This window comes from Pseudomonas sp. CHM02, from assembly GCF_000612585.1.
In the GTDB taxonomy this organism is placed as follows: Bacteria; Pseudomonadota; Gammaproteobacteria; order Pseudomonadales; family Pseudomonadaceae; genus Aquipseudomonas.
Map to the genome: position 1 here is coordinate 1 of NZ_JFCA01000017.1, position 23,904 is coordinate 23,904.

At 62.9% G+C, this 23,904-nt stretch carries 23 protein-coding genes; 8 read left to right on the forward strand and 15 right to left on the reverse strand.

Going from position 1 to position 23,904, the window contains the following annotated elements:
* Nucleotides 1–31 precede the first annotated feature (31 nt).
* Nucleotides 32–811, reverse strand: coding sequence for an IclR family transcriptional regulator (locus BM70_RS0111430; RefSeq protein ID WP_025856141.1), 780 nt, complete (start codon nt 809–811; stop codon nt 32–34).
* A 215-nt stretch (nt 812–1,026) separates the two neighbouring features.
* Between BM70_RS0111430 and BM70_RS0111435 the strand changes: the two genes are divergently transcribed.
* From BM70_RS0111435 to BM70_RS0111450, 4 genes are read left to right on the forward strand one after another with little or no spacing between them, the layout of a single operon-like run.
* Nucleotides 1,027–1,809, forward strand: a complete 783-nt coding sequence (locus tag BM70_RS0111435) for an ABC transporter substrate-binding protein (RefSeq protein WP_025856142.1) — start codon at nt 1,027–1,029, stop codon at nt 1,807–1,809.
* Nucleotides 1,806–2,474, forward strand: coding sequence for an amino acid ABC transporter permease (locus tag BM70_RS0111440; RefSeq protein WP_025856143.1), 669 nt, complete (start codon nt 1,806–1,808; stop codon nt 2,472–2,474). The genes BM70_RS0111435 and BM70_RS0111440 overlap by 4 nt, the downstream gene beginning before the upstream one ends.
* Nucleotides 2,471–3,223 (forward strand): amino acid ABC transporter ATP-binding protein, encoded by a 753-nt coding sequence (locus BM70_RS0111445; RefSeq protein WP_025856144.1) that lies wholly within the window; start codon nt 2,471–2,473, stop codon nt 3,221–3,223. The genes BM70_RS0111440 and BM70_RS0111445 overlap by 4 nt, the downstream gene beginning before the upstream one ends.
* On the forward strand, nt 3,220–4,488 hold the full coding sequence (locus BM70_RS0111450) for an FAD-binding oxidoreductase (protein ID WP_025856145.1): 1,269 nt from the start codon (nt 3,220–3,222) through the stop codon (nt 4,486–4,488). The genes BM70_RS0111445 and BM70_RS0111450 overlap by 4 nt, the downstream gene beginning before the upstream one ends.
* Before the next feature lie 112 nt (nt 4,489–4,600).
* On the opposite strand, the gene glsB is transcribed toward BM70_RS0111450, so the two are convergent.
* Both glsB and BM70_RS0111460 read right to left on the reverse strand, forming a co-directional pair.
* Nucleotides 4,601–5,509 carry a glutaminase B gene (gene glsB / locus BM70_RS0111455; RefSeq protein WP_025856146.1) on the reverse strand — a complete coding sequence of 303 codons (909 nt, stop codon included), beginning with the start codon at nt 5,507–5,509 and terminating at the stop codon, nt 4,601–4,603.
* A gap of 55 nt (nt 5,510–5,564) precedes the next feature.
* Nucleotides 5,565–5,909 carry a hypothetical protein gene (locus BM70_RS0111460; RefSeq protein ID WP_025856147.1) on the reverse strand — a complete coding sequence of 115 codons (345 nt, stop codon included), beginning with the start codon at nt 5,907–5,909 and terminating at the stop codon, nt 5,565–5,567.
* 90 nt (nt 5,910–5,999) lie between these two features.
* Here BM70_RS0111460 and BM70_RS0111465 point away from each other — a divergent pair, with 90 nt between their 5' ends.
* Nucleotides 6,000–6,347, forward strand: coding sequence for a hypothetical protein (locus BM70_RS0111465; protein WP_025856148.1), 348 nt, complete (start codon nt 6,000–6,002; stop codon nt 6,345–6,347).
* Between the two features lie 106 nt (nt 6,348–6,453).
* Here BM70_RS0111465 and BM70_RS0111470 read toward each other — a convergent pair whose 3' ends face one another.
* The gene (locus BM70_RS0111470) at nt 6,454–6,864 is read right to left on the reverse strand and encodes a hypothetical protein (protein WP_025856149.1); all 411 of its coding nucleotides are present in this window, start codon (nt 6,862–6,864) and stop codon (nt 6,454–6,456) included.
* A 120-nt stretch (nt 6,865–6,984) separates the two neighbouring features.
* On the opposite strand from BM70_RS0111470, the gene BM70_RS0111475 reads away from it, so the two are divergent.
* Entirely contained in the window at nt 6,985–7,851 is an 867-nt protein-coding gene (locus tag BM70_RS0111475; RefSeq protein WP_025856150.1) for a helix-turn-helix domain-containing protein, read from the forward strand.
* Here the strand turns inward: BM70_RS0111475 and BM70_RS0111480 are convergent.
* Entirely contained in the window at nt 7,842–8,471 is a 630-nt protein-coding gene (locus BM70_RS0111480; RefSeq protein ID WP_025856152.1) for a ribonuclease T2, read from the reverse strand. The two genes, BM70_RS0111475 and BM70_RS0111480, sit on opposite strands and share 10 nt — an antisense overlap.
* Before the next feature lie 42 nt (nt 8,472–8,513).
* The gene (locus BM70_RS0111485; RefSeq protein ID WP_025856153.1) at nt 8,514–9,494 is read right to left on the reverse strand and encodes a Gfo/Idh/MocA family protein; all 981 of its coding nucleotides are present in this window, start codon (nt 9,492–9,494) and stop codon (nt 8,514–8,516) included.
* 127 nt (nt 9,495–9,621) lie between these two features.
* Here BM70_RS0111485 and BM70_RS0111490 point away from each other — a divergent pair, with 127 nt between their 5' ends.
* On the forward strand, nt 9,622–9,984 hold the full coding sequence (locus BM70_RS0111490; protein ID WP_025856154.1) for an NUDIX hydrolase: 363 nt from the start codon (nt 9,622–9,624) through the stop codon (nt 9,982–9,984).
* On the opposite strand, the gene BM70_RS0111495 is transcribed toward BM70_RS0111490, so the two are convergent.
* From BM70_RS0111495 to BM70_RS0111535, 9 genes are all read right to left on the reverse strand, one after another.
* Entirely contained in the window at nt 9,970–10,683 is a 714-nt protein-coding gene (locus BM70_RS0111495; protein ID WP_025856155.1) for a transporter substrate-binding domain-containing protein, read from the reverse strand. The genes BM70_RS0111490 and BM70_RS0111495 overlap by 15 nt on opposite strands.
* Nucleotides 10,676–13,330, reverse strand: a complete 2,655-nt coding sequence (gene acnA, locus BM70_RS0111500; RefSeq protein ID WP_025856156.1) for an aconitate hydratase AcnA — start codon at nt 13,328–13,330, stop codon at nt 10,676–10,678. Before acnA ends, BM70_RS0111495 begins: the two co-directional genes overlap by 8 nt.
* Nucleotides 13,327–14,520 (reverse strand): ornithine--oxo-acid transaminase, encoded by a 1,194-nt coding sequence (rocD, locus tag BM70_RS0111505; protein ID WP_025856157.1) that lies wholly within the window; start codon nt 14,518–14,520, stop codon nt 13,327–13,329. Before rocD ends, acnA begins: the two co-directional genes overlap by 4 nt.
* 134 nt (nt 14,521–14,654) lie before the next feature.
* Entirely contained in the window at nt 14,655–15,773 is a 1,119-nt protein-coding gene (locus BM70_RS0111510; RefSeq protein ID WP_025856158.1) for a succinylglutamate desuccinylase/aspartoacylase family protein, read from the reverse strand.
* Nucleotides 15,774–16,217: 444 nt separating this feature from the next.
* The gene (locus tag BM70_RS0111515; protein WP_025856159.1) at nt 16,218–17,471 is read right to left on the reverse strand and encodes an OprD family porin; all 1,254 of its coding nucleotides are present in this window, start codon (nt 17,469–17,471) and stop codon (nt 16,218–16,220) included.
* A gap of 111 nt (nt 17,472–17,582) precedes the next feature.
* Complete coding sequence (locus BM70_RS0111520) at nt 17,583–19,226, reverse strand: ABC transporter ATP-binding protein (RefSeq protein ID WP_025856160.1); 1,644 nt, start codon at nt 19,224–19,226, stop codon at nt 17,583–17,585.
* Entirely contained in the window at nt 19,223–20,101 is an 879-nt protein-coding gene (locus tag BM70_RS0111525) for an ABC transporter permease (RefSeq protein ID WP_025856161.1), read from the reverse strand. The genes BM70_RS0111520 and BM70_RS0111525 overlap by 4 nt, the downstream gene beginning before the upstream one ends.
* Entirely contained in the window at nt 20,098–21,039 is a 942-nt protein-coding gene (locus BM70_RS0111530; protein WP_025856162.1) for an ABC transporter permease, read from the reverse strand. Before BM70_RS0111530 ends, BM70_RS0111525 begins: the two co-directional genes overlap by 4 nt.
* 2 nt (nt 21,040–21,041) lie before the next feature.
* Nucleotides 21,042–22,604 carry an ABC transporter substrate-binding protein gene (locus BM70_RS0111535; RefSeq protein ID WP_025856163.1) on the reverse strand — a complete coding sequence of 521 codons (1,563 nt, stop codon included), beginning with the start codon at nt 22,602–22,604 and terminating at the stop codon, nt 21,042–21,044.
* Between the two features lie 379 nt (nt 22,605–22,983).
* Here BM70_RS0111535 and BM70_RS0111540 point away from each other — a divergent pair, with 379 nt between their 5' ends.
* The gene (locus BM70_RS0111540; protein WP_025856164.1) at nt 22,984–23,898 is read left to right on the forward strand and encodes a LysR substrate-binding domain-containing protein; all 915 of its coding nucleotides are present in this window, start codon (nt 22,984–22,986) and stop codon (nt 23,896–23,898) included.
* The last annotated feature ends 6 nt before the right edge of the window (nt 23,899–23,904 follow it).

Consider the following 23,904-nt stretch of genomic DNA (forward strand, 5'->3'; position numbering starts at 1 on the left):
ACAGTGATTTGCGGCGGATGTGAGAGTGGAGTTATTCGAGGTTCCGTGCCGAGTTGCTCAACGCCCGCGAACACTGCAACAACGCCGGCGCCAGCTGCCGCTCGGCATCCGCCCTGCTCCACCGACTGGTCGGCGCCACCACATGCACCGCCGCCACCGGTCGACCATTCGCGCCCAGCACCGGCGCGCCAATGGTCATGTCGCCCAGGAACAACTCCTGGCCATTCACCGCATAGCCCTGCTCGCGCACTTGCTGCAACGATTCCAGAATCTGGTCGACTTCAGTCAGCGTCTGGCTGGTGTGCGCAATGCGCTGGCTGTTCTCGATCAACACCAGCGCTTCCTCCTGCGGCAACGCGCTCAGATAGGCGCGCCCCGACGCCGTGCAATACATCGGCACCCGCGAGCCGATCGGCATGTGCACGGGCACGAAGCCCGAGCTGACGAACCGCGCGATATAGGTCATGTCGTAGCCCGCAGGCTCGGTCAGGCACGACGTCTCGCCGGTCAGTCGGGTCAACTCCGACAGAAACGGGTTGGCCACTTCGATCAACGAATGCGCATCCAGGTAACTGAAGCCCAACTCCAGTACCCGAGGTGTGAGTTGGTAATGCCGGGTGCGCGAGTGTTTCCGAAGGTAACCCAGGCTTTCGAGGGTAAATACCATGCGCTGGGCCGAGCTTTTGGTCATGCCGGCAGCCTCGGCCACCTCTGCAAGGCTCATGCTGCGGCGCTGGGCGCTGAATGCCTTGAGCACCGACAGGCCTTTTTCCAGGGATTGATTGTGCAGACTGTTGCGTTCTTCGGACATGGCGGACTCGCGGTCAGGTCGATCAAGCGTGGCGATATTTCTACCTCAAATCACAAAAATAGACCACCAAATATCGCATATCGATACGAATGGTTCATTTTATCGATTTTCTATACCGACATACGATTTTTAACAATCGAAATGGCACAGAGCTTGCGATTTCATCGGCAGCCGCTCGCGGTACTGACTTTCCGTTTTCCTTCTGGAGTAACCCGATGAACAGTCTTTCGCCCTTGTTTCGCCGCCTTGCCTTCGCTCTCTGCACCGCGTTCTGCGTCAGCGCCGTGCACGCAGAAAGTGCGTCCTCGTACAAAGTCGGTGCAACGGCCAGTGGTTCGCCGTTCACCTTCCTCGACATCAAGAGCAACAGCATCCAGGGCGTGATGGTCGATGTCGCCGAGGCGGTGGGCAAGGCCGGCGGCTTTACCAGCCAGATCGAGCAGACCAACTTCGCTGCGCTGATCCCCTCCCTCACGTCCGACAAGCTCGACTTCATTTCCGCCGGCATGCTCAAGACCGAAGAGCGCACCAAGGTCGTCGACTTCAGCGCCCCGGTGTATGCCTACGGTGAGGGCCTGATCATCAACGCCGACGACAATGCCGCCTACCCCGACCTTACCCCCCTCAAGGGCCAGGTCGTCGGCGTGCAGGCCGGTACGATCTTCTACGACCAACTGAACAAGCTTGGAATCTTCAAGGAGATCCGCACCTATGACTCCATCGGCGAGATGGTCCGCGACCTGTCCCTGGGCCGCATCAAGGCCGCCGTGGGTGACCAGCCGGTGGTGGCCTACCAGATTCGCCAGAAGCTGTTCAAAGGCGTGAAGCTCGCCCCTGACTACAAGCCCACCAACGTCGGCGAAGTGTGCCTGGTGGTGCGCAAGGGCGATGCGCAAACCCTCGAGCGCCTGAATACGGCCATTGCCAGCATCAAGGCGGACGGCACGCTGGACAGCATCCTCAAGAAGTGGGGCCTTGATACCCAGGTGCGTCCATGAACCCGGCTGAGTTCCTGCAAAACGCCCAGGACTTCTTGCCGATCCTGCTACAAGGCGCCTGGGTGACCATCCAGATCACCGTGCTGTCGTTCCTGCTCAGCAGCGCCATCGGCCTGGTGCTGGCGTTGCTCAAACTGTCGCCGATCCGGGCGCTGTCGTGGGTAGCGAGCACCATCATCAACGTGATCCGTGGCCTGCCGATCATTGTGCAGCTGTTCTACATCTACTTTGTGCTGCCCGACATGGGCGTGCACCTCACCGCGTTTTATGCCGGCGTAATCGGCATGGGCATCGCCTACTCGGCGTACCAAGCCGAGAACTTCCGCACGGGCATCATTGCCGTCGAACAAGGCCAGCGTGAAGCCGCCGAAGCCTTGGGGATGCGCTCGGCGCTGATGATGCGCCGGGTGATCCTGCCGCAAGCGTTCCGCATCGCCCTGCCGCCCTATGGCAACACCCTGGTAATGATGCTCAAGGACTCGTCGCTGGTCTCCACCATCACCGTCGCCGAGATGACCCGCCAGGGCCAGCTGATTGCTTCGTCGACCTTCCAGAACATGACCGTCTACACCCTGGTCGCCCTGCTCTACCTGCTGATGAGCCTGCCGCTGGTGTATGGCCTGCGCCGCATGGAACAGCATCTGGGCCGGAGGAAAAAAGCATGATCGAGATTCGCCAACTGCAAAAACACTATGGCAGCCACCGCGTGCTGCACGGCGTCGACCTCGACGTGGCCAAGGGCGAAGTGGTGTGCCTGATCGGCCCCTCGGGCTCGGGCAAATCCACCCTGCTGCGCTGCATCAATGCGCTGGAAGCCTACGACGGCGGGCACATCAATGTGTTCGGCGAAACCGTGCAGCGCGGCAGCAAGACCGTGCACGCCCTGCGCAGCCGCATGGGCATGGTGTTCCAGCGCTTCAACCTGTTCCCCCATCGCACCGTGCTGGAAAATGTAATGGAAGGCCCGGTGTACGTCAAAGGCGAACCGCCCAAGCAGGCCCGCGAAGAAGCCCTGGTGCTGCTGGAAAAAGTCGGCCTGAGTGCCAAGGCCGATGCCTACCCGGAACAACTCTCCGGCGGCCAGCAACAACGCGTGGCCATCGCCCGCGCCCTGGCGATGAAACCCGAAGCCATGCTGTTCGACGAACCCACCTCGGCCCTCGACCCGGAACTGGTCGGCGATGTATTGGCCGTGATGCGTACCCTCGCGGACGAAGGCATGACCATGATCGTGGTCACCCACGAGATGGGCTTTGCACGGGAAGTGGCCGACCGTGTGTGCTTCCTGCATGGCGGCTACATCGTTGAGAGCGGCGCGGCCGAGCAAGTGCTGGGTAACCCGCAACATCCGCGTACCCAGGACTTCCTGCGACGGGTGCTGCACCCCACCGGCGATACGCGGAGCCTGTCATGAAGTCATTGTGGTCAGCGACCGCGCCGTCGGTGGTGCCGACGCCTGCGTTGGGCGAGTCGGTGAAGGTGGACGTGGCGATTGTCGGCGCGGGCTATACCGGCTTGTCCACGGCACTGCATCTGGCTGAGCGCGGCGTCAGCGTGTGCGTGCTGGAAGCCAACGAGCCCGGCTGGGGCGCCTCCGGGCGCAATGGTGGGCAGGTCAATCCCACGCTCAAATACGATCCCGAGCAACTGGTGCAAATGTACGGACCGGAGCGCGCCGAACCGCTGATCTCGACTGTGTCGAATTCGGCCGACCTGGTGTTCAGGCTGATCGAAAAGCACGGCATTGATTGCGCGCCGGTACGCAAAGGCTGGATGCAGGTGTCCTACAGCGAAAAAGGCGTTGCCGGGCTGCATGCGCGGGCGGATCAGTGGGCCAGGCGTGGCGTACCGGTGCAGCGCCTGGATGCGCCGGCGGTGGCTTCGCGCATGGGCAGTGATGCCTTTGCCGGCGGCTGGCTGGACGGCCGCGCGGGTGCGATTCAACCGTTGGCGTATGCCCGTGGATTAGTGGCCGCGGCGTTGGCGGCGGGTGTGCGGATCCATGGGCAGAGCGCGGTGACGAGCTTGCAACGCCAGGGTTCCGGCTGGCAGTTGCAGACCGCTGGTGGTGCACAGGTCATGGCCGATCAGGTCGTGCTTGCCACCAACGGCTACAGCGGCAACCTGTGGCCGGGCATGGCGCAAAGCATCCTGGCGGCCAACAGTTTTATCGTCGCCACCAAGCCTTTGACCGGGCGCGCGGCCGAAAGTATTTTGCCGGGCCAGGAAACCGTTTCCACCGCACAAAGGCTGCTGCTGTACTTTCGCAAAGACAGCCATGGGCGCTTGCTGATGGGCGGACGCGGGCTGTTCAACGACCCCACCTCACCCACGGATTTTGCTCATCTGGAGCGTTCGTTGGCACTGCTCTTTCCACAGTTGGGGCCATTGGAATTCGAATACCGTTGGGCAGGCCGCATCGCGATCACGCGGGACTTCATGCCCCATGTTCACGAACCGGCGCCGGGGCTCACATTGGCGCTGGGCTGTAACGGCCGTGGGATTGCGTTGTGTACCAGCCTGGGGCAGCAATTGGCTGGGCGGTTGTGCGACGGCAACGCCGAATTTGCGTACCCGGTGACGGCGTTGCAGCGTTTGCCGATGCATAATCTGCAGCGGTTTTACATTGGCGCAGGTGTGGCGTGGTACAGCTTGTTGGATAGACTGAATGTGAATTGAACTCGCCACGCCCCCCTGTGTGTGGGCTTGCTCGCGAATGCGGCGTATCAGTCACTGCATCTGGCGCTGACCCAGCGCTTTCGCGAACAAGCCCGCTCCCACAGGAACGATCTCAAAACACCGACCAACCAATCCGCTCACTCAACAACTCCAACGCTTTCATCCCCGCCAGCGAGTTACCCGCTGCATTCAACTCCGGCGACCACACGCACACCGTGAACTGCCCCGGCACCACCGCAACGATCCCGCCACCGACCCCGCTCTTGCCCGGCAACCCCACGCGATAGGCAAAATTCCCCGCCTCGTCATACAGCCCGCTGGTGGCCATGATCGAGTTGACTTGTTTGGTCTGGCGCGCGGTCAACACCTGTTCGCCGCTGTGGGCGCTCACGCCTTCGTTGGCCAGGAAGCTGAAGGCCCTGGCCAAGTCCAGGCAGCTCATCTGCAGCGCGCAATAGTTGAAGTAGCTGTGCAACACCGCGTCCACGTCGTTGTGGAAGTTGCCGAAGGATTTCATCAGGTAGGCCATGGCCGCGTTGCGCGCGCCGTGCTGGGCTTCGGATTCGGCGACGACGCTGTTGACCAGGATCTGCGGGTTGCCGGACAGACGACGAACGAAATCGCGCATTGACAAAATCGGCACGGCGAAACGCGATTGGTTGATGTCGCAAATCACCAGCGCGCCGGCATTGATGAACGGGTTACGCGGGCGGCCGCGTTCGAATTCCAGTTGCACCATGGAGTTGAATGGTTGTCCCGAAGGCTCGTGGCCCAGGCGTTCCCAGATGGTTTCGCCGCCGTGGTCGATGGCCTGCACCAGGCTGAACACCTTGGAGATGCTCTGCACCGAGAACAGCGTATCGGCATCGCCGGCGCAGTAGGCCGAACCGTCGTTGCCGTACACGGCGATGCCAAGCTGGTTGGCCGGCACATCGGCGAGCGCGGGGATGTAGTCGGCGACTTTGCCGAGGCCGATCAGGGGGCGCACTTCGTCGAGGATCGACGAGAGCATCGCCTGCATGTCTTGTCCTGTCATCTGGGTTTGAATCGCTGGCAAACGGGTCGCGGAGGATACTTCAATGCGCCCGAAAGCCCCACACAATCTCGACCACCCGTTCGGCGATCACCAGGTACACCAGGATCAACAATACCTGCAGCGCCAGGTGATAGCGCAGCTTGGCGAGCCGGCGAATACCGTCGCTGATATTCAGGAGCATGAGCAGCGTCGACAGGATGATCAGGCCCCAGCCGGCCACGCTGGAGGCGAACACCCCGATAAACAAGTCACGCTGCCCAAGCAACGTATTGGTCCCCGCTGCAAACAACAGTGCACACACCAGCAGGTTTTTCACGTTGTCGAAGATCTGCGTGCTCAGATCGTTTTCCAACAACGCCATATAGCGTTTCCATAACGTGCGCATGGCAGGTACCGGATAGGGATCGCTCGTCAATCAAAGTAGTCCAAATGCCCGTACACTGCACCGCGGCGCTTACTCCACGAGGATTTTTGCATGAAATTGATGATCGGCCTGGCCGCCCTGCTGTTGGTATCGGCTTGCACCACAACCGCGTCCACCACGCCACCCGCCCAAGACTCCGCTGCGTCGACGTGCCTGGCCGGCGGCGGCACCATGAAGCAAGTCGGCAAGTTGCAGAGCTGGAAGTGCATCACGCCGTACAAGGATGCGGGCAAGGCATGTACCGATTCGAGCCAGTGCGAGGGTGAGTGCCAGACCAGCGTGACCACGCAAACAGGCACCACACCGATCAGCGGCACCTGCCAAGTGGATAACAGCCGCTTCGGCTGCTCGGCGACAGTGGAGAAAGGCAAGCTGGGGCGGGCGATCTGCATCGATTGACCGATACCCCCTGTAGGAGCCGGCTTGCCGGCGATGGCGTCCCCAGGTGCGATGCAAATCTTGAGGGCCTATCGCTGGCAGCCGGCGCCTACAAGCGGGGCAGCGCTTAGAAATGCGCCACATCCGACACCTGCTCGTCCAGCACATCCCGCGCCAGCGCCCAGGCGCGATCCTTGGACTCCACCACCAGCAGCGGGTAGCCCCAGGCCTTGCCGAACATCACGGCAAACGGCTTCAGCGCCAGGCGCTGCGCGGTGCTGGGCTCCACCTGAATCATGCCTTTGACATAGGTACGCAGCGCCTGCTTGTTTTTCTTCATCCAGATCGACGCGTGCTTGCGCTCCTCGTGAGAGTGCTCGTGGTTGTTTTCATCCACGGATTTCTCGTGCAGCAGCACGAAGGATTGCTGGCGGGCCAGCAGGCTTTCGAAGGCCAGGAAGGCATCTTCCGGCCCGCCCTCGGTGGGTGCATCGAAGACGATTTTCACCACTGGGAATGTTGAACTGTCGAGTCGCATGGCAAAGCCCCTTGAGTAGCCGTTGATGAGAGTGAATCTCATCATAAGGATCAACTCGCTGGACGGCATTGCACAGAATAGCCAGAATGTTTCGCAATTCAGCCAAGCCGTGAAGCCGCCATGCAACGCCACCGCCTTGATCAACATGATCCCTCCAGGGTCAGGGACGCCGACCTGCTCCCGCGTGCCGTGGTGGCCGTGAACGCCACCAGCACGTCCGAGAGCTGGGAGCATGCCCCGCATTCCCATCGCAAGGGCCAACTGATGTACACCCTGCGCGGGGTGATTCATTGCCAGATCGAGGCTGGCATCTGGATCGTGCCGCCCCAGTGCGCACTGTGGATTCCCGGCGGCCTGTCCCATGCCGCGCGCGGTTCCGGCGAAGCGCAGGTGTATTGCCTGTTGATCGACCCGGACGCCGCCGGCGACCTGCCCGCGCAATGTTGCACGCTGTCGGTGTCCGGCCTGTTGCATGAGCTGATCAGCAAGGCCGTAAGCTTCCCGCAACTGTACGAAGAAGACGGCGCACAGGGCCGCCTGATCCGCACGCTGCTGGACGAACTGGCCCAGGCGCCCATCGAGGACCTGCACCTGCCGATGCCCCAGGATCCGCGCTTGCGACGCCTGGCCGACAGCTTGCTGGCCGCCCCCGGCGACAAGGCCACGCTCGGCCAATGGGCCATGCGCATCGGCATGAGCGAGCGCAGCATGACGCGCCTGTTGCTGGAAGAATTTGGCTTGAGTTTCGGCCGCTGGCGCCGGCAGTTGCATGTGATCTTGTCTCTGCAACGCCTGGCCAGGGGCGAAAGCGTGCAGCGGGTCGCCCTGGACCTGGGCTATGAGAACGCCAGCGGCTTCATCACCATGTTCCGCAAGGCGGTAGGACAGCCGCCGGCACGTTACCTGGCGGATCGCGCCGGAGCGTCAACGGCCAACGCCGCGGCGACCATTGCGCTGCACGCACTCCAGACGCCGGATCAGCGCTGAACCGGAATGCGAATGTCACCGCGGCGGCACTGGGTCTTCACGCTTTTGGGGCAGCCGGCAAAGCGCAGTTCCTTGCTCAGGCACACCCGCACTTCGGACAGCACGGTGCCCTTGCAGATGACCGCCACACTGTGATCGCCCATCGCGGGGTTGCTCTGGCGGAACAACTGTTCGATGTCGCGTGCTTCAAGGTAATTGGGCACATTGAACGGCTGCAGTTGCTGCGGAATCTGCACCGTGGCCAGCGCCGCATCAGTGGCCTCCAGATAACGCGAGGCATCCAGGCCGCTGCAGGTGCCATGCTTGGCCCACTCATGCTTGAGCAATGCCGGTGTGGGAAACATCAGCGCGCCCTTGGCCATGTCTTCTGCCGACAGCCGCGATTGCGAATCGCACGACGCCGGCCACCCACCCCGTGCGTACTGCGGCCAAAGCCCGTGCAGCACGAACCCGTAGCCTTTGCCCGTGCACTGTTGATTGTTCGGGTGCGTCAGGCAAAACGTCGGCGACCACGACAGTGACAACACGTAAAAATCAAAATCCCCCGCCGGCCGCTGCTCTCGTGGTGCCGCGATTGCACTTGTGGCGATGGCGAGCCACAACATCATCCAGTACTTCATCCCTGTGTTCCCTTAGAAAAATGAACAGCCAGCCTATTGCGATTACCCGGGGTGATGAGGGTTACGTTGTAGCACCTTGTCGAGGATCCGATCGGTCTTCAGTGCCTCGATCGCCTGCGAAGGATGCTCGGCCTCCCCGCGAATGTGCGCATTCATGGCCAGCACATGGTGCCACTGGATATGCGCATGGCAAGGCACTTCCAGCACCTCGTCCACCTCGCCTTCAAGGCGCAGCGGCTGGTCTTCGAACACCGCAAACGTGATGCGCCCCTTGCTGCCGATCAGCTCGACCCTGTCTTCGCGGCGGTCGGCGACAAAGTTCCAGCAACCCATGCCCAGCGCGCCGGATGCGAACGTCCAGCAGGCGGTCACCGCATCCTCGGCGGCGTAGCGCCCGGCCTGTCGCGCGGTATAGCCCGAGACCTCGACGATATCCCCGGCCAGGTACTGGAACAGGTCGAACCCATGGCTGGCCAGGTCGGCAAAGTACCCCCCACCGGCAATGAGCGGGTCGGTGCGCCAATTGGCCGCGCTGGCATCGTCGGCGCCCGGTGGCTTGCACAAGGTCCAGGTCAGGTGACGCAATTGGCCAATGCGCCCGTCCTGCAGCCACTGGCGCACTTGCTGGAAACGCGGCAACGAGCGGCGGTAATACGAGACAAACAGGTGCAGGCCGGCACGTTCGAAGGTGCGCTGCATCAACGCACTTTGCTCGGCATTCAACGCCATCGGTTTTTCGACACAGCAATGCTTGCCCGCGGCGGCCACCATCAGGCTGTATTCAAGGTGGCTGTCGGGTGGCGTGGCGATGTACACCGCGTCCACTTCGGGATCGTTGATCAGGGCCTGGGCGTCGGTGTAGAAGCGCGCAATGCCATGGCGTGTCGCATAATCGCGCACGGCTTCTTCACGGCGCCCCATTACGGCCACCAGCGCAGAACCTGGCGCCTTGTAGAAAGCGGGCCCACTCTTCAACTCAGTGACACTGCCACAGCCGATCATGCCCCAGCGTACGGTGCTCATCTGCTCTCCTCGTCCGTTTTGATCAATCGGGCAGTATCCACATCCCCACACATCAGCGCCATAACCACTTAGCATGACAATTGCATTACACTTTTATGACATTCATCCCACTGCGGGGGCACAGACGATGAAAATAAGGGCCACGGTCATTTGCGAACACGAGGGGCATATCCTCTTCGTGCGCAAGGCCAGATCGAAATGGGCATTGCCGGGGGGTAAGGTCGAACGCGACGAGCGCCCGGTCGGCGCGGCGGAACGCGAACTGGAAGAAGAAACCGGATTGAACGTGGACGGCTTGCTGTACTTGCAGGAACTGAAGGCCCGCGACACCGTTCACCACGTGTTCGAAGCGTCAGTCGTCAACATCGCCGATGCAAAACCTTGCAATGAAATCATCGATTGCCAGTGGCACCCTTATGGCGCCATGGATGAACTGGACACCACCGACGCCACCCGGCACATCGTCAAATCCTTCCTACGTCGCCTGTAGCTCAGCGCTCTGCCCGCTGGCCACCAGGCCTCGCTTCACCAAGCCATTCTCTTTCTGCCGTTCGACAAAGGATCTGACGAACGCGGCAGCGCCTGCATGCGCCACCGGAACCGCCATGGCCTGGCGGATGGTCATGAAGTCATCCTGCACCAGGCGCCACTGTTCGCACACCAGGGTTTGCAGAAAGTCGCGCACGCCTGCCGCGGCGTCCAGGCCTTGCTCGCTGAACCAGTCCACGGCAGCGGCCGAAGTCGGTGCCCGCACCAGTTCGGCATGCTGCAGCGTGCGGCTCAGGTACAGGTCGTACGCCGCGCCCTGGCCAACGGCGATACGTCGGCCCGGCCCGTCCAGCTGGGCGACGTGGGTGAAGGGTGAAGCCGCTGCCACCAGGTAAGTGCCCTTGATCGCCACGTAAGGCGCGCTGAAGGCGATTTCCCGTTCACGCACCGGCTCGATCGCCAGAAATGCCACGCGCCATGCATCCTCGGCCAGTGCAGCGAAGACCTTGCCCGCCGCCTCGAACGTGATCAGTTGCAACTCGACACCCAGCTCTTCGGCCAGCGCCTTGGCGAGCGCCACGGAAACGCCCTGGGGCTTACCGCCCGGGCCGCGTTGCGCCAATACCGGATTGCCGAAGTTGATGGCGGCGCGCAGCACGCCATCGGGGGCCAGTTGTTGCAGTACCAATGGATCAGTCATCGAGCGCTCCTGGGCGGGTCCGTTGCACGGTCTTGCGGATCACAAACGGCAGCACGCCGCCGTGCACAAGGTACCCAAGCTCTTGCAGCGAGTCGAGACGCAGGGCAAGGGCGCTGTGCAAGAGGCTGCCGTCGGCACGCTCGATCTGCAGCGTGATCGGGTTTTCACCGACCTGCAGGTGTTCCAGGCCCAGGAACGTCAGGCGCTCACTGCCATCGAGCAACAAGTCCTGCACCGTTGCGCCGTCACGCAAGACCAACGGCAAAACGCCCATGCCGATCAGGTTGCTGCGGTGAATGCGTTCGATGCTGCGCGCCACCACCGCCTTGATCCCCAACAGGCTCAGGACCTTGGCCGCCCAATCGCGGCTGGAGCCAGCGCCGTAGTTGATCCCGGCAAACAGCACCGTGGGCGTACCGGCGTAGCTTTGCGCAGCGAGGTACAGCGGCTGGTAGGCGCTGTGGTCGGCAGTCCACGCCCACACGCCCTGGCGTGGGGGTTGCGTCGGGTCCAGCAAGTTGTTCAGGCGCGGGTTGGTGAAGGCGCCGCGCACCATCACTTCATGGTTGCTGCGCCGGGTCGAGTACTGGTTGAAATCCGCCTCGGCCTCCCCTCGTTCGCGCAACCACGCACCGGCCAGGCTCTCGGCCGGGATGGTGCCCGCCGGCGAGATATGGTCGGTGGTGACGTTATCACCCAACACCACCAGCGCCCGCGCATTGCGCACAACCAGGCTCGTTGCCGGCAACGGCTGCACATCCGCCAGGTACTGCGGGCGGCGCAGGTAGGTGGAATCGGGATGCCAGGCAAACTGCACGCTGCCATCGGCCTCCAGCGCCTGCCAGTGATGCGTGCCCTGCCACAGCAGCTCACGGCGTTGCTGGAACAGCGCCGGGCGCACCACCTGCGCCACTTGCGCGGCCACCTCGGCATCGCTGGGCATCAACTCCGCCAGGTACACCGGCAGGCCTTGGGCATCCAGCGCCAGCGGACGGCTGGACAGGTCGATATCGATGCTCCCGGCAATGGCATAGGCCACGCACAGCGCCGGCGAGGCCAGATAACCGGCCGGCACTTGCGGGTTGACCCGGCCTTCGAAGTTGCGATTGCCCGACAGCACCACCACGCCCTTGAGCCCTTGCTCGGCGAAGGCTTGCACATGGGCCTCAAGGCTGCCGGAATTGCCGATGCAGGTCATGCAACCAAAGCCCGCCAGGTCAAAACCCAGCGCGGCGAAATCCTCCAGCAAGCCTGCCGCTTCCAGATAGTCCGCCACCACCCGCGAACCGGGCGACAGCGAGGTCTTCACCCACGGCTTGCGTCCGACGCCACGCGCCCGTGCATTACGCGCCAGCAGCCCGGCCTGGATCATCTGCGCCGGGTTGGCGGTGTTGGTGCAACTGGTGATCGCCGACATCACCACCGCGCCGTGGGTCAGCGGCGCATCAAACGATGGCGCCACAAACTGCCGCCCGGCTTCGCCCTGCACGTGCTGATGAAACGAAGCGGCGGCGTTCGCCAACGACTGGCGTTGATGGGGCTGGTGCGGCCCGGCTACGCTGGGCTCCACCGTGGCCAGATCCAACTCGATCAACTCATCGAACTGCGGCTCCGGCTCGCCGGCCTGGTGCCACAAGGATTGCGCGGCCATATAGGCCGACACCTTGGCTAGCAACGGCGCTGGTCGCGCACTCAGTTCCAGATAGGAAAGGGTCTCGTCATCGAACGGGAAAAACACCACCGTCGCGCCATATTCCGGCGCCATGTTCGCCACCGTGCCGCGAGCCGCCCAACTCAGTGACGACAAGCCTGGCCCGGTGAACTCGACAAACTTGCCGACCATGCTGCGCTGGCGCAGCCGTTCGGTCACGGTCAAGGCCAGGTCCGTCGCCGTCACGCCGGGACGCAAGGCATTGCTCACGCGAATCCCCACCACCTGGGGGAACGGAATCGGCACCGGCTCACCGAGCATCGCCGCCTGCCCTTCCAGCCCGCCCACGCCCCAGCCCAGCACGCCGATGGCGTTGATCATCGGCGTATGGCTGTCGGTGGCGACCATGCAGTCCGGGTGCAGCAACACACCGCCGTCGGCGGCGGGACTTTCCCACACCACCTGCGCGATGGACTCCATGTTCATCTGGTGGATGATCCCGGTGCCCGGCGGGATCACCTTGAAGTTGTCCAGGCTGGCCTGGGCCCACTTGATGAAACGGTAGCGCTCGCTGTTGCGGCGAAAGTCGATGTCCAGGTTGGCATCCACCGCACCGGCTTCGGCGTAGTGTTCGACGATCACCGAGTGATCGATGGTCAGCACGGCGGGAATCGACGGGTTCACCGCCGTCGGGTCACCGCCGAGCTCCGCGACCACATCGCGCATCCCGGCAAAGTCCGCCAGGGCTGGCAGGCAGGTGGTGTCATGGAACATCAGGCGGTTGGGCTGGAACGGCACCTCGCAGTCCGGTCCCGTCCCCGTCGCCCGTGCCAGCACCGGTGGCAGGGAGGCCGGGGCGCAACGGGCGATGTTTTCCAGCAGGATGCGCAGGGAATACGGCAACCGGTGCAACTGCGCGGGCGTCAGCAACTTATGCAGGTCGATATAGGCGTAGCGCTGCCCGTCGATGTCGAGGTGGTTGAGAAAGTCGCTCATAGTTGGCCGAACACACGCTCGATACGCACCAGGCCCCAGTCCAGTTCCTCGCGGGTGATGGACAACGGTGGCGCGATGCGCAGCACGTTCTCATGGGTTTCCTTGGTCAGCAGGCCTTCGGCGAGCAGCGCTTCGCAGATTGGCCGTGCGTCGCGGTCCAGCTCCACACCGACCCACAAACCGCGGCCGCGAATCTCACGGATCACCGGGGAGTTCATCGCCCGCAAGCGTTCCACCAGGTAGTGGCCCAATTGCGCGCTGTTATCGATCAACCCCTCTTCTTCCAGCACGTTCAAGGCTTCCAGGCCAATCGCGGCGGCCAGCGGGTTGCCACCGAACGTCGAGCCATGGCTGCCGGCGTCGAACAGGTCCATGATCGAGTGATCCGCGACAAACGCCGACACCGGCATGATCCCGCCGCCCAGCGCCTTGCCGAGGATCAGCGCGTCCGGGCGGATACCTTCATGCTGGAAGGCAAACCATTTGCCGGTACGGCCCAGGCCCGACTGGATTTCATCGAGGATCAGCAAGGTATTGGTTTCGTCACACAGCTGACGCAGCTCACGCAGGAACCCGGTAGGCGGCACGCGGATACCGGCTTCACCCTGGATCGGTTCGATCAGCACGGCGCAGGTGTCGGCGGTGATGGCCTGGCGAAAACTCTCGATATCACCGAAGCGCGCCTCGGTGAAGCCGTTGCAGAACGGGCCGAAGTCGGCCTTGTAGTCCGGCTCGGAAGAGAAGCCGACAATCGTCGAGGTACGGCCGTGAAAGTTGTTGTCGGCCACCACGATCTTCGCCTGGTTCGCGGCGATGCCCTTGACCCGATAGCCCCAGCGACGGGCGGCCTTGATCGCGGTCTCCACGGCTTCGGCGCCGCTGTTCATCGGCAACGCGGAGTCGAAGCCACTGAGGCGGCACAGCGCCTTGAGGAAGTTGCCCAATGGCTCGCTGTAGAACGCGCGCGACACCACGCTGATCTTGTCGATCTGCGCCACGGCGGCGGCGCGGATGCGCGGATGCACATGGCCGTGGCTGACGGCGGAATAGGCCGACATCATGTCCAGGTAGCGCTTGCCGTCATCGCCAATGGCCCAGACGCCCTCGCCCTTGACGATGACCACCGGCAGCGGCGAATAGTTATGGGCGCAGAATTGGTTTTCGAGGGTGATTGCCGGGTTGGCGTGCATGAGGTGTCCTGCCTGATAAAAATCTGAAAACATTGAAGATCTGCTGCAGGCGCTGGCTTGCCTGCGATGGCGGTACCTTTGACACACCGCTCTCGCCGGCAAGCCTGCTCCTACAGGCTTGATCGCCTTTCAATTCACGCGCTGAGAAGCTTGCCGCTGCGAATCGGTGTCGCACCGGACACGCGGCCCAGGGGGTCGCCCGGCTTCACAAAGCGCACATCACGACGCATGTACAACACGCCGTTGGTGTGGCTATGCACGGTCACCGTCTGGCCGCTATGGGGGTCGACGATATCGAACAACGCCTGCCCTGCTTCAATCCGGCTGCCGACCGCCGCACGGTGCACCAGCACGCCGGCGCTCGGTGCATAGAACTGCTCGCTGCCTGCCAGCGGCGTGGCCGGGCTGCGCAAGGCGGGCAACGGCCGTGGGGTGCCTTCGATGGCGCCCAGGTGGGTGAGGTAATCAATGATCGCGGTGGCGTCATGGTCCGCCAGTTCATAGGACACATCACGCTGACCACGGTGTTCCACGGTCACGGCAATGCTGCTGTCGGGGATCGGGAATCGATCGCCAAAACGCTCGCGCAAATTCACCCACAGCAGGTACAGCGCTTCATCAAAGGAGTTGGCTTGGGAATCGGTAGCCAGCAAAGTGGCCTCGGCACCGATGTAGCGCGCCAACGGCTCGATGGTCGGCCACACCGATTCACCGGTGTAGAGGTGCATCGCCGCTTCGCGGGAGCAGTGCAGGTCCAGCACGATGTCAGCATCGTGGGCCAGCAGCATCAGGGTCTGCTGCAGCGACTGGTATTCATCCATCGGTCGCGTGGCGCGCAGTGCCTCGCCCCAGGCGGTGCGGATCAGTTCACGGTTGGCGTCGATATCCTGGCTGAGCAGGTGTTCGATCTTGCCGGCGATTTCCGGGTACGGCACCGGGAAACCACGGTTGTAATTGCGGCCACTGCCCAGCTCGAAACGACCGCTGGGTGCGCCCATGATGTATTGGCCCAGGCCGGCCGGGTTGGCCACGGCCACCAGCACGACCTGTGCATTCAGGCGACCGGCATTCTCCAGTGCCGCCAGTTGCCGGCGCAGGTGCGCGGCCACCAGCATTGCCGGGGTTTCATCGGCATGCAGCGCCGCCTGGATATAGATTTTCCGACCCGCCCCCACTGCACCGTAATGCTCACTTTCCACGTGCCTGTGGGTACCTTGTGTCGCTTGCAGCAAGGGGTGTTGATTAAGTTTCATAAAACAGAAGTCTCGATATTCGAGTGATGGTTCTTGAGGAAACTTGCTTTTGAAAAGAGTATCGAGACCGGGTGATCGCCTGTAAGGGCGGCCAGGGCTATCTTGATCTGCAAAACCGATCAGCCGTGGGGCAAGGGGTTTTGTGGCGAGCTGGGTTGCTGTGCTGAGCACGGCGCTTGTGGTGAGCGGGCTTGCCCCGCGCTGGGGCGCGCAGCGGCCCCACCAAGGCCACCGCGTTTTTCCAGAGAAAACGCGGTGGCAGGTTTCGGGGCTGCTACGCAGCCCAGCGCGGGGCAAGCCCGCTCACCACAGCAAGCCCACTCACCACAGCAAGTCTGCTCACCACGGCAAGCCCGCTCACCACAGCAAGCCCGCTCACCACAATAAGCCCGCTCACCACAGACAACCCCTCAGGCCTCAACAAGACCGCTGGCATTCACACGCTTACCAGAGTGCCAGGGTGTAGCCCAGCAGTACGCGGTTCTCGTTGACGTCGTTGTAGAAGTTGCCCTTGGCCAGGGCGTTGCGCCAACGCATCGACACGCCTTTGAACGGGCCGGTCTGCACCACGTAGCTGATGTCCAGGTCGCGTTCCCATTCACGGCCTTCGCCGTTGAAGCCGATCACCTCAGCCGAATCACCCTTGGCGTACTTGATCCCGAACAGCAGGCCCGGCAGGCCCAGGTCGGCGAAGTTGTAGTCGTAGCGTGCGTGCCAGGCGCGCTCCTTGGTTTGGGTGAAGTTGGTGAACTGGTACTCGGTGAACAGGTAGCTGATCGAACCATCCAGGTAGGTGAACGGCGTGGTGCCGAACTGCCGCTGGAAACCGCCACCGATGCTGTGGCCGCCGTACTGGTAGGTCAGGCGCGTACTCAGTGCACGGTTGTCGACATCACCCGCCAGGCCTGCACCGTCCTTGTCCGCCTTGAAGTAGCGCACGTCGGTTTTCAGCGTGCCGGGGCCCAGGCCGAAGCTGTTCTTGAAGCCGCCGTATTGCTGGTGGTAGATGCTGTCGAGCGCTGCGTAGTGATAGCTGAGCAAGGTGTTGGGGGTGAGCGAGTAATCGCCGCCGGCGAAGCGGAACTGGTCGCTGAGGGCCGTGCTTTTGTAGACCTTGCTGACCGTGGTCAGCTTCATGTCTTCGTAGTTGGTGGAGTCGCGGTCTTTAGCCTGGTCCAACTGACCGAGGCTGATCTTGAGGTTGCTGATGTCGTTGGACACCAGTTGCGTGCCGCTGAACGACTGCGGGAACAGCCGGCTGGTGTTGGGTTGCAGGGTCGGAAGGTCCGGCACCAGGTAGCCCACACGCAGTTCGCTCTTGGCGAAGCGGGCCTTGGCGGTCACACCGAGCTTGGAGTAGCTGTCGGAGGCGCGCTTGTCGCTGTCACGCTGCAGCAAGCCGGTACCGGATTTGTCCGGACTGGAGTCGAGTTTCAACCCGAGCATGCCCATGGCATCCAGGCCAAAGCCCACCGTGCCCTCGGTAAAGCCGGACTTGATGCCGAGCAAAAAGCCTTGGGCCCATTCGGCACGCACCGACTGGGTGGCTTCTTCGCGGTAGTCACGGTTGAAGTAGTAGTTCTTCAATTCCAGCGTACCGCTGCTGTCCTTGATGAAGTCGGCATGGGCGGCGAACGGGATCAACCCGCTGCTCACGACGCCAACGCCGGTGATGAGTTGAGTCAGGGATTTTTTCATTTTTTTAAGCTCCTGGCAGTGTCATGGTTGGGGGTTTTTATTGTTCTTCGGGCATGGCTTCGCCGTTCGCGCAAATCGGTGATTTGCGCGGCGGGTGACGTCAGTCCTGGGTTACAGCGCTAGCGGTACGGGGCCCTGGCGGATGCGGTAGCCACCGTTTTCAAGTTTCTCCAAGGGGCTGGCGGCGGCCAGCAACTTGCGGGTGTAAGGGTGTTGCGGGCGGTCGAAGATCTCGTCGCGCGCGCCCATTTCCACCACCCTGCCCTCGCTCATCACCGCCACCCGGTGGGCGATGCGTTCCACCGCCGCCAAGTCGTGGGAGATGAACAGGCAGGCAAAGCCGTACTGCGCCTGCAGGCGTTCGAACAGCTCGAGAATCTGTTTCTGGATGGTCATGTCCAAGGCCGAGATCGGCTCGTCGGCAATCACCAGGCGTGGGTGCCGCACCAACGCGCGGCCAATGGCGACACGCTGGCGCTGGCCACCGGACAGCTGGTGCGGGAAACGGTCGACAAACTGCTCGGCCAGGCCGATATCCAGCAGCGTCTTGGTGACGCGCTCACGCTTCTGCTCGGCGCTCATGCCTGGCACGTGGCGCAGCGGTTCGGCGAGGATGTCGCCGACCTTCATGCGCGGGTCGAGGGACGAATACGGGTCCTGGAAAATCATCTGGCACTGCAACCGGTGTTCGCGGTTGCCGGACTTGAGGATGTCCACGCCTTCAAACTCGATGGCACCGGCACAGGCTTTGTTCAGGCCGACAATCGCGCGGCCCAGGGTAGTCTTGCCGGAGCCGCTGCCGCCCACCAGCGCCAGGGTTTCGCCCGGTGCGATGCTGAGGTTGGCCGAATGCACCACGCGCTTGAACGGCGTACGGCCCCACAAGCTGCGCGGGCCGGGGTGTTCGATGCACACGTCCCTGACCGTCAGCAGCGGGCCGTCGGCCTGAGGCAGGTCCGCCAACACCCCACGGCGTGGCAAGGCCTCGAGCAACTGCCGGGTGTACTCGGCCTTGGGCGCCAGCAGGATCTGCTCGATGGTGCCCTGCTCCACCGCACGCCCTTCACGCATCACCACCACCTTGTCGGCGTAACGCGCCACCAGGGACAAGTCATGGCTGATAAACAGAATCGCCGTGCCTTGCTCGCGGGTCAGGTCGAGCATCAGCTTCAACACATCCAGTTGCGCCAGGCAATCCAGCGCCGTGGTCGGTTCGTCGGCAATCAGCAGCGCCGGGCGCAGCAGCATCACCGAGGCGAGCATGATGCGCTGGCGCATGCCGCCGGAAAACTCGTGGGGGAACGCGGCCAGGCAGCGTTCGGCGTCCTTGATACCGATATGGCCGAGCATCTCCAGGCTGCGTTCACGGATCTGCGCGTCGGTGAGCTTGGTGTGCAGGCGCAGGCCTTCGGCCATTTGTTCGCCGATGCTCATGGACGGGTTGAGCGACACCATGGGTTCCTGGAACACCATGCCGATCTTGGCCCCGCGCAGATGGCGCAGTTGCTCCGGCTTGAGGCTGTTGAGATCGTGGCCCTGGAACCGCACCTGGCCGCCACAGTGCTCCAGCGGCGGTGGCAGCAGGCCGATGGCGGCGCGGGCGGCCATGGTCTTGCCGCTGCCGGACTCGCCCACCAGCGCGACGATTTCCCCCGGCGCGATGGTGAAACTCAGGTCATTGACCGCCAGCGGGCCGTGGGCGCCGACGCGGATTTTCAGGTGATCGACTGCCAACAGTACGTCAGTCATGCTCATTTACTCATCCGTGGGTCAAGGCGGTCACGCAAGGCATCGCCACACAGGTTGAACGCCAGCAACGCCATGGCGATGCAGACACCGGGAAACAGCCCCAGCCAGCTGGCCGTGGCGATATACGGCCGGCTGGCCGCGAGCATATTGCCCCAGGTCGCCGCCGGTGGCGGTACGCCCAGGCCAAGGAAGCTCAGCGAGCTTTCGGCGAGGATCGCCCAGCCGAACATGCTGGTGGCCAGCACGCACACCGGCGCCACGCAGTTCGGCGCGATATGGCGCAGCATGGTGTACAGCTCGGAGTTGCCGATCACCCGCGAGGCTTCGACAAACTCCTTCTCCCGCAGCGACAACACCGTGCCGCGCACCACCCGCACCACCGACGGCGTATAGGCCAGGCTCAGGGCGAAGACGATGCCGTACAAGCTCGGGCCGATGATCGCCATCAACCCCAGGGCCAGCAGGATGCCGGGAAACGCCAGCAGCGCGTCGTTGATCATCATCAGGCCACGGTCGACCCAGCCGCGCAGGAAACCGGCCAGCAAGCCGAGGAACGTACCGGCGATAATCGCCATGCTCACCGTCAGCACACTCACCCACAGGCTGGTGTGCGCGCCGATCATCAAGCGGCTCAACACATCGCGGCCGTATTCATCGGTGCCCAGCCAGTGCGCGGCGGTCGGCGCCTGCAACCGCGCCAGCAGGTTCAGCGCCAGCGGATCATGGGGCGTCCACACCAGGCCGAGCGCGGCCATGAGCAACAGCAAGCCCAACAGGAACGCACCAATCAGTGCATTCAACGGCGGCACGCGCCAGGCCCTGGGGGCACGCACCGGTGCAGGCAGCAGCACCTCGGGTGCAACAGGAAGTGGCTTATTCATAACTTAACCCTGGGGTCGAAGAGCGGGTACAGCAGGTCCACCAACAGGTTGACCAGCACATAGACAAAGGTCACCAGCAGCAGGCAGCCTTGCAGCACCGGGTAGTCCCGGGCGTAGATGGCATCGACCATCAGACGGCCGATGCCCGGCAGCGTGAACACGGTTTCCAGCACGGCAATGCCGCTGAGCAGGTTGCCGAGGATCAGCCCGATCAGGGTCAGGGTCGGCGCAAACGAGTTGCGCAGCGCATGGCGCCACAGCACCGCACGTTCCGACAGCCCCTTGGCGCGGGCATGGGTGATGTACTCCAGGCGCAACACCTCGATGGCACTCGCCCGCGCCATGCGGGTGATCGCGCCGAGTTCCACCAACGTCAGGGTGACAATCGGCAACACGATGAAGCTCAAGGCCTGCCACGGTGACTGGCCGAACGACACATAACCCACCACCGGCAACCAGCCCAGCTTGATGCCAAACGCATACAGCAACAGCAGGCCGAGCCAGAAGCTGGGGATCGACAGCAGCAGCGTCGCGGTCGAGACCACACTGAAGTCCAGCGCGCTGTCCTGCTTCCACGCCGACAGCAAGCCGGCCGGCACCGCAATCAAGGCGGCCAGCAATACCGATACCAGCACGATCCCGGCACTCACCTGGAAGCGGTCGAGGATCAGCGGCAACACCGCCTCATTGGTGGTGATCGAATGCCCGAGGTCGCCGCTGAGCACCGCCTTCAGCCAGATCACAAACTGCACCGGCAGCGGCTGGTCCAGGCCCAGGGACGCACGTGCGACCTCCAGGCTGTGGGCATCGGCCATGTCGCCAAGCATCAGCAGCGCCGGGTCGCCCGGTACCAGGCGGATGATCGCGAACACCATCAGCGAGATCAGCAGCAAGGTCGGAATCGACATCGCCAGGCGTTGGGAGATAAAACGAAACATCCTCAATTGCTCCCGGAGGCTGGGACGTTGACGGTCCACAGGCGCGGCTTGGACACCGGCCAGGTGCGCAGGCCCTTGACGTAGTCACGGCTGGCGGCGATCGCGTTGCCGTTGTACATCGGGATCATCGGCACGTCCTTGATCATCTGCTGGTGCAGTTGGTCGAACAGCGCCTGGCGCTTGGTGATGTCGCCTTCGCGCTGGGCTTCACGCAGCCACTCGCGGGCCTGGGGGTTGTCCCAGACCTTGCGCGCTTCCTTGTCCTTGTCGCCGGTCATCGAGTCGAAACTCAGGGCCGGGTCGAGGCGTTCGGAGTACGGGAACGCCATCATCTGGTAGTTGCCGCTCTGGTAGCGCTCCAACTGCGTGCCCCACTCGAGGGTTTCCAGTTCCAGGTTGATGCCACTCGCCTTGGCCATGGCCTGGACGAACACGCCCATGTCGAAAATCGCCGCGTAGCGTTTGTTGACGATCAGCTTGATCGGCTCGCCCTTGTAGCCAGCCTCACGCAACAACTGCGCGGTCTTGGCCGGGTCGAAGGTGTAGCCCTGGTCTTCGACGGCCGTGTGGTAATGGCTGCCGCTGGCGACCATCGAGTTGTTGGCCTTGGAACGCCCGCCGGTGAGCGCTTCGACGATTTGCGCCGAATCCAGGGCATGGGCGATGGCCTGGCGCAGGTGCACATCTTTGAGCAGCGGGTCGCGGGTCTGGAACAGCAACGCGTTGACCGACATGGTGCCACTGGAGGTCACGCGCACGCCGGGGTTGGCCGCCAGTTCGGTGGCGTCCAGCGGGGTGACGTCGATCAGCAGGTCGACGTTTTTCGACAGCAGGGCGGCTTTGGCGGCGGCCGGATCAGGGATCACCAACAGGCGCACGCGGTCGAGGGTGGTGGATTTGTTGCCGGTGTAACCGTCCGGCTCTTTTTCATCACGGGCGCTGTAGTTGGGGTTACGCAGCAGTTCGACGTATTGACCGGGCTTCCATTCGCCCAGCTTGAATGGGCCGGTGCCCACCGGGGCCTTCCAGCTGCCATCGGCGTTGAGCGAGTCCGAGGACAGGATGCCGCTGCCGCCACATTCAGGCAGTGCAGTGCTGGTGAGGAACAGGCCATTGGGCTTGTCGAGGGTGAACACCACGGTGAGTGGGTCCGGGGCGCTCATGTCGACGATCTTGGCGCCGCCATGGCCATCGAATTCAGGCGCGCAGCGCCATTGGGTCTTGGGGTCGAGGAAGCGCTTCCAGGTCCACAGCACGTCGGCGGACGTCAGTGCCTTGCCATTCTGGAACTTCACCCCGTCACGCAGGTGGAAGGTATACCGCAGGCCGTCGTCGGACACCTGCACGTCCTTGGCCAGCAACGGGCCGACGGTGGCGTCTTCACGGAAGGCTACCAGCCCTTCGGTGATGTGCATGATCACCGCGTCGGAGTTGGTGTCGCGGTTCACACCTGGGTCGGTGCTGCGGATATCGGCGTTGAGCGCCACCTTCAACACACTTTCGGCGTGGGCAGTGCCCACCAGCGCCGCAGACAAAGCGCCTGCCAGGATAAAAGTCTTGTTCATGGATAAATGCACCTTAAATGATCCTTACGCTTGGGGTTCGGACGCTGGCAGGACCCAAAAAGAGGCACGGCCGAACACCTGGATAGTTGTTGTTGTTTTAGTCGCCTTCACGGTTGGCGAATGTTCCTGGACCGATCTTATTCTTCACGCGGCAAGCTTGAGAAGAACGCTCCGAGTGATCAGGCTCGGCTTTTCCGATCACCCCTCGAGCCGGTCACAACCTGCCCCCAGCCTACCGAAAAATCGGGGCCCGGAGCCGTTTGCATGCGTTCAAAAATAATGAACCTGATCGGCCAGACCGATCTGTGCGCACCTATAGTCATCAGATAAGCTGGCAGTCATTCAATGGTTTAAATGCTGAAACCCGAGGCAGTCCTTCATGACACTCACCCATCTTCGTGCGTTCTGTGCCGTGGTCGAAAAAGGCAGCTTCCGCTCTGCCGCACGCCAGTTGGACGTGGCGCAAAGCACCCTGACCCAATCGATCCAGACCCTGGAAAAAGAACTCGGCGTGGTCTTGCTGCAACGCTCGAACCAAGGCATCAACCTGACCTCGGCCGGCGAAGTGTTCCTGGTACGCGCTCGCTCCATCACCCTGGACTGCGAACGCGCCCTGCTCGACCTGCAACCCTGGAAAGGCGAGCCCGAAGGCCATATCGATCTGGGCGTGACCTCCGAGCCCCTGGCCGAGCTGCTGGTGCCGGTGTTGAGCAACTTCACCCAACGCTTCCCGCGCATTCAGGTGCACGTGGCCAGCGGTACCACCAAGGGCCTGGTCGAAAAGGTCCGCGATGGCCGCCTGGATTTCGTGCTGTGCCCCCTTGCGCCGAACGTCACCGATATCGACCTGTCCATCGACCGCCTCTACAGTTCCAGCGCCGGTGTCATTGCGCGCAAGGGCCACCCGCTGGCCCACGCCAAATCGGTACAGGAGCTGGTGGACTGCCAATGGATCAGCGTACGTTCGACCGGCGTGATCGGTGGCGCGGAAAACCGTCTGGTCCAGCTGTTCCGCACCCAGGGCCTGGCACCGCCGAAGATCGCGATCACCACCGACTCGTTGCTGGAAACCCTGCATATCGTTTCGGAAACCGACTACCTGACCATCGAACCACGCATGCTGCCGGGGATGAAGCTGTTTTCCAGCGCACTCACTACCATCGCCATCGAAGAACCCCTGGCACCCCGTGATGTGTGCCTGATCAGCCGCCGTTCCGCGCCCCTCACCGGGGTCAGCCAGGAACTCACCAGCATGCTGATTTCCTATTCCCGGCTGGTGCACCGCAGCCGTTGATCGCAA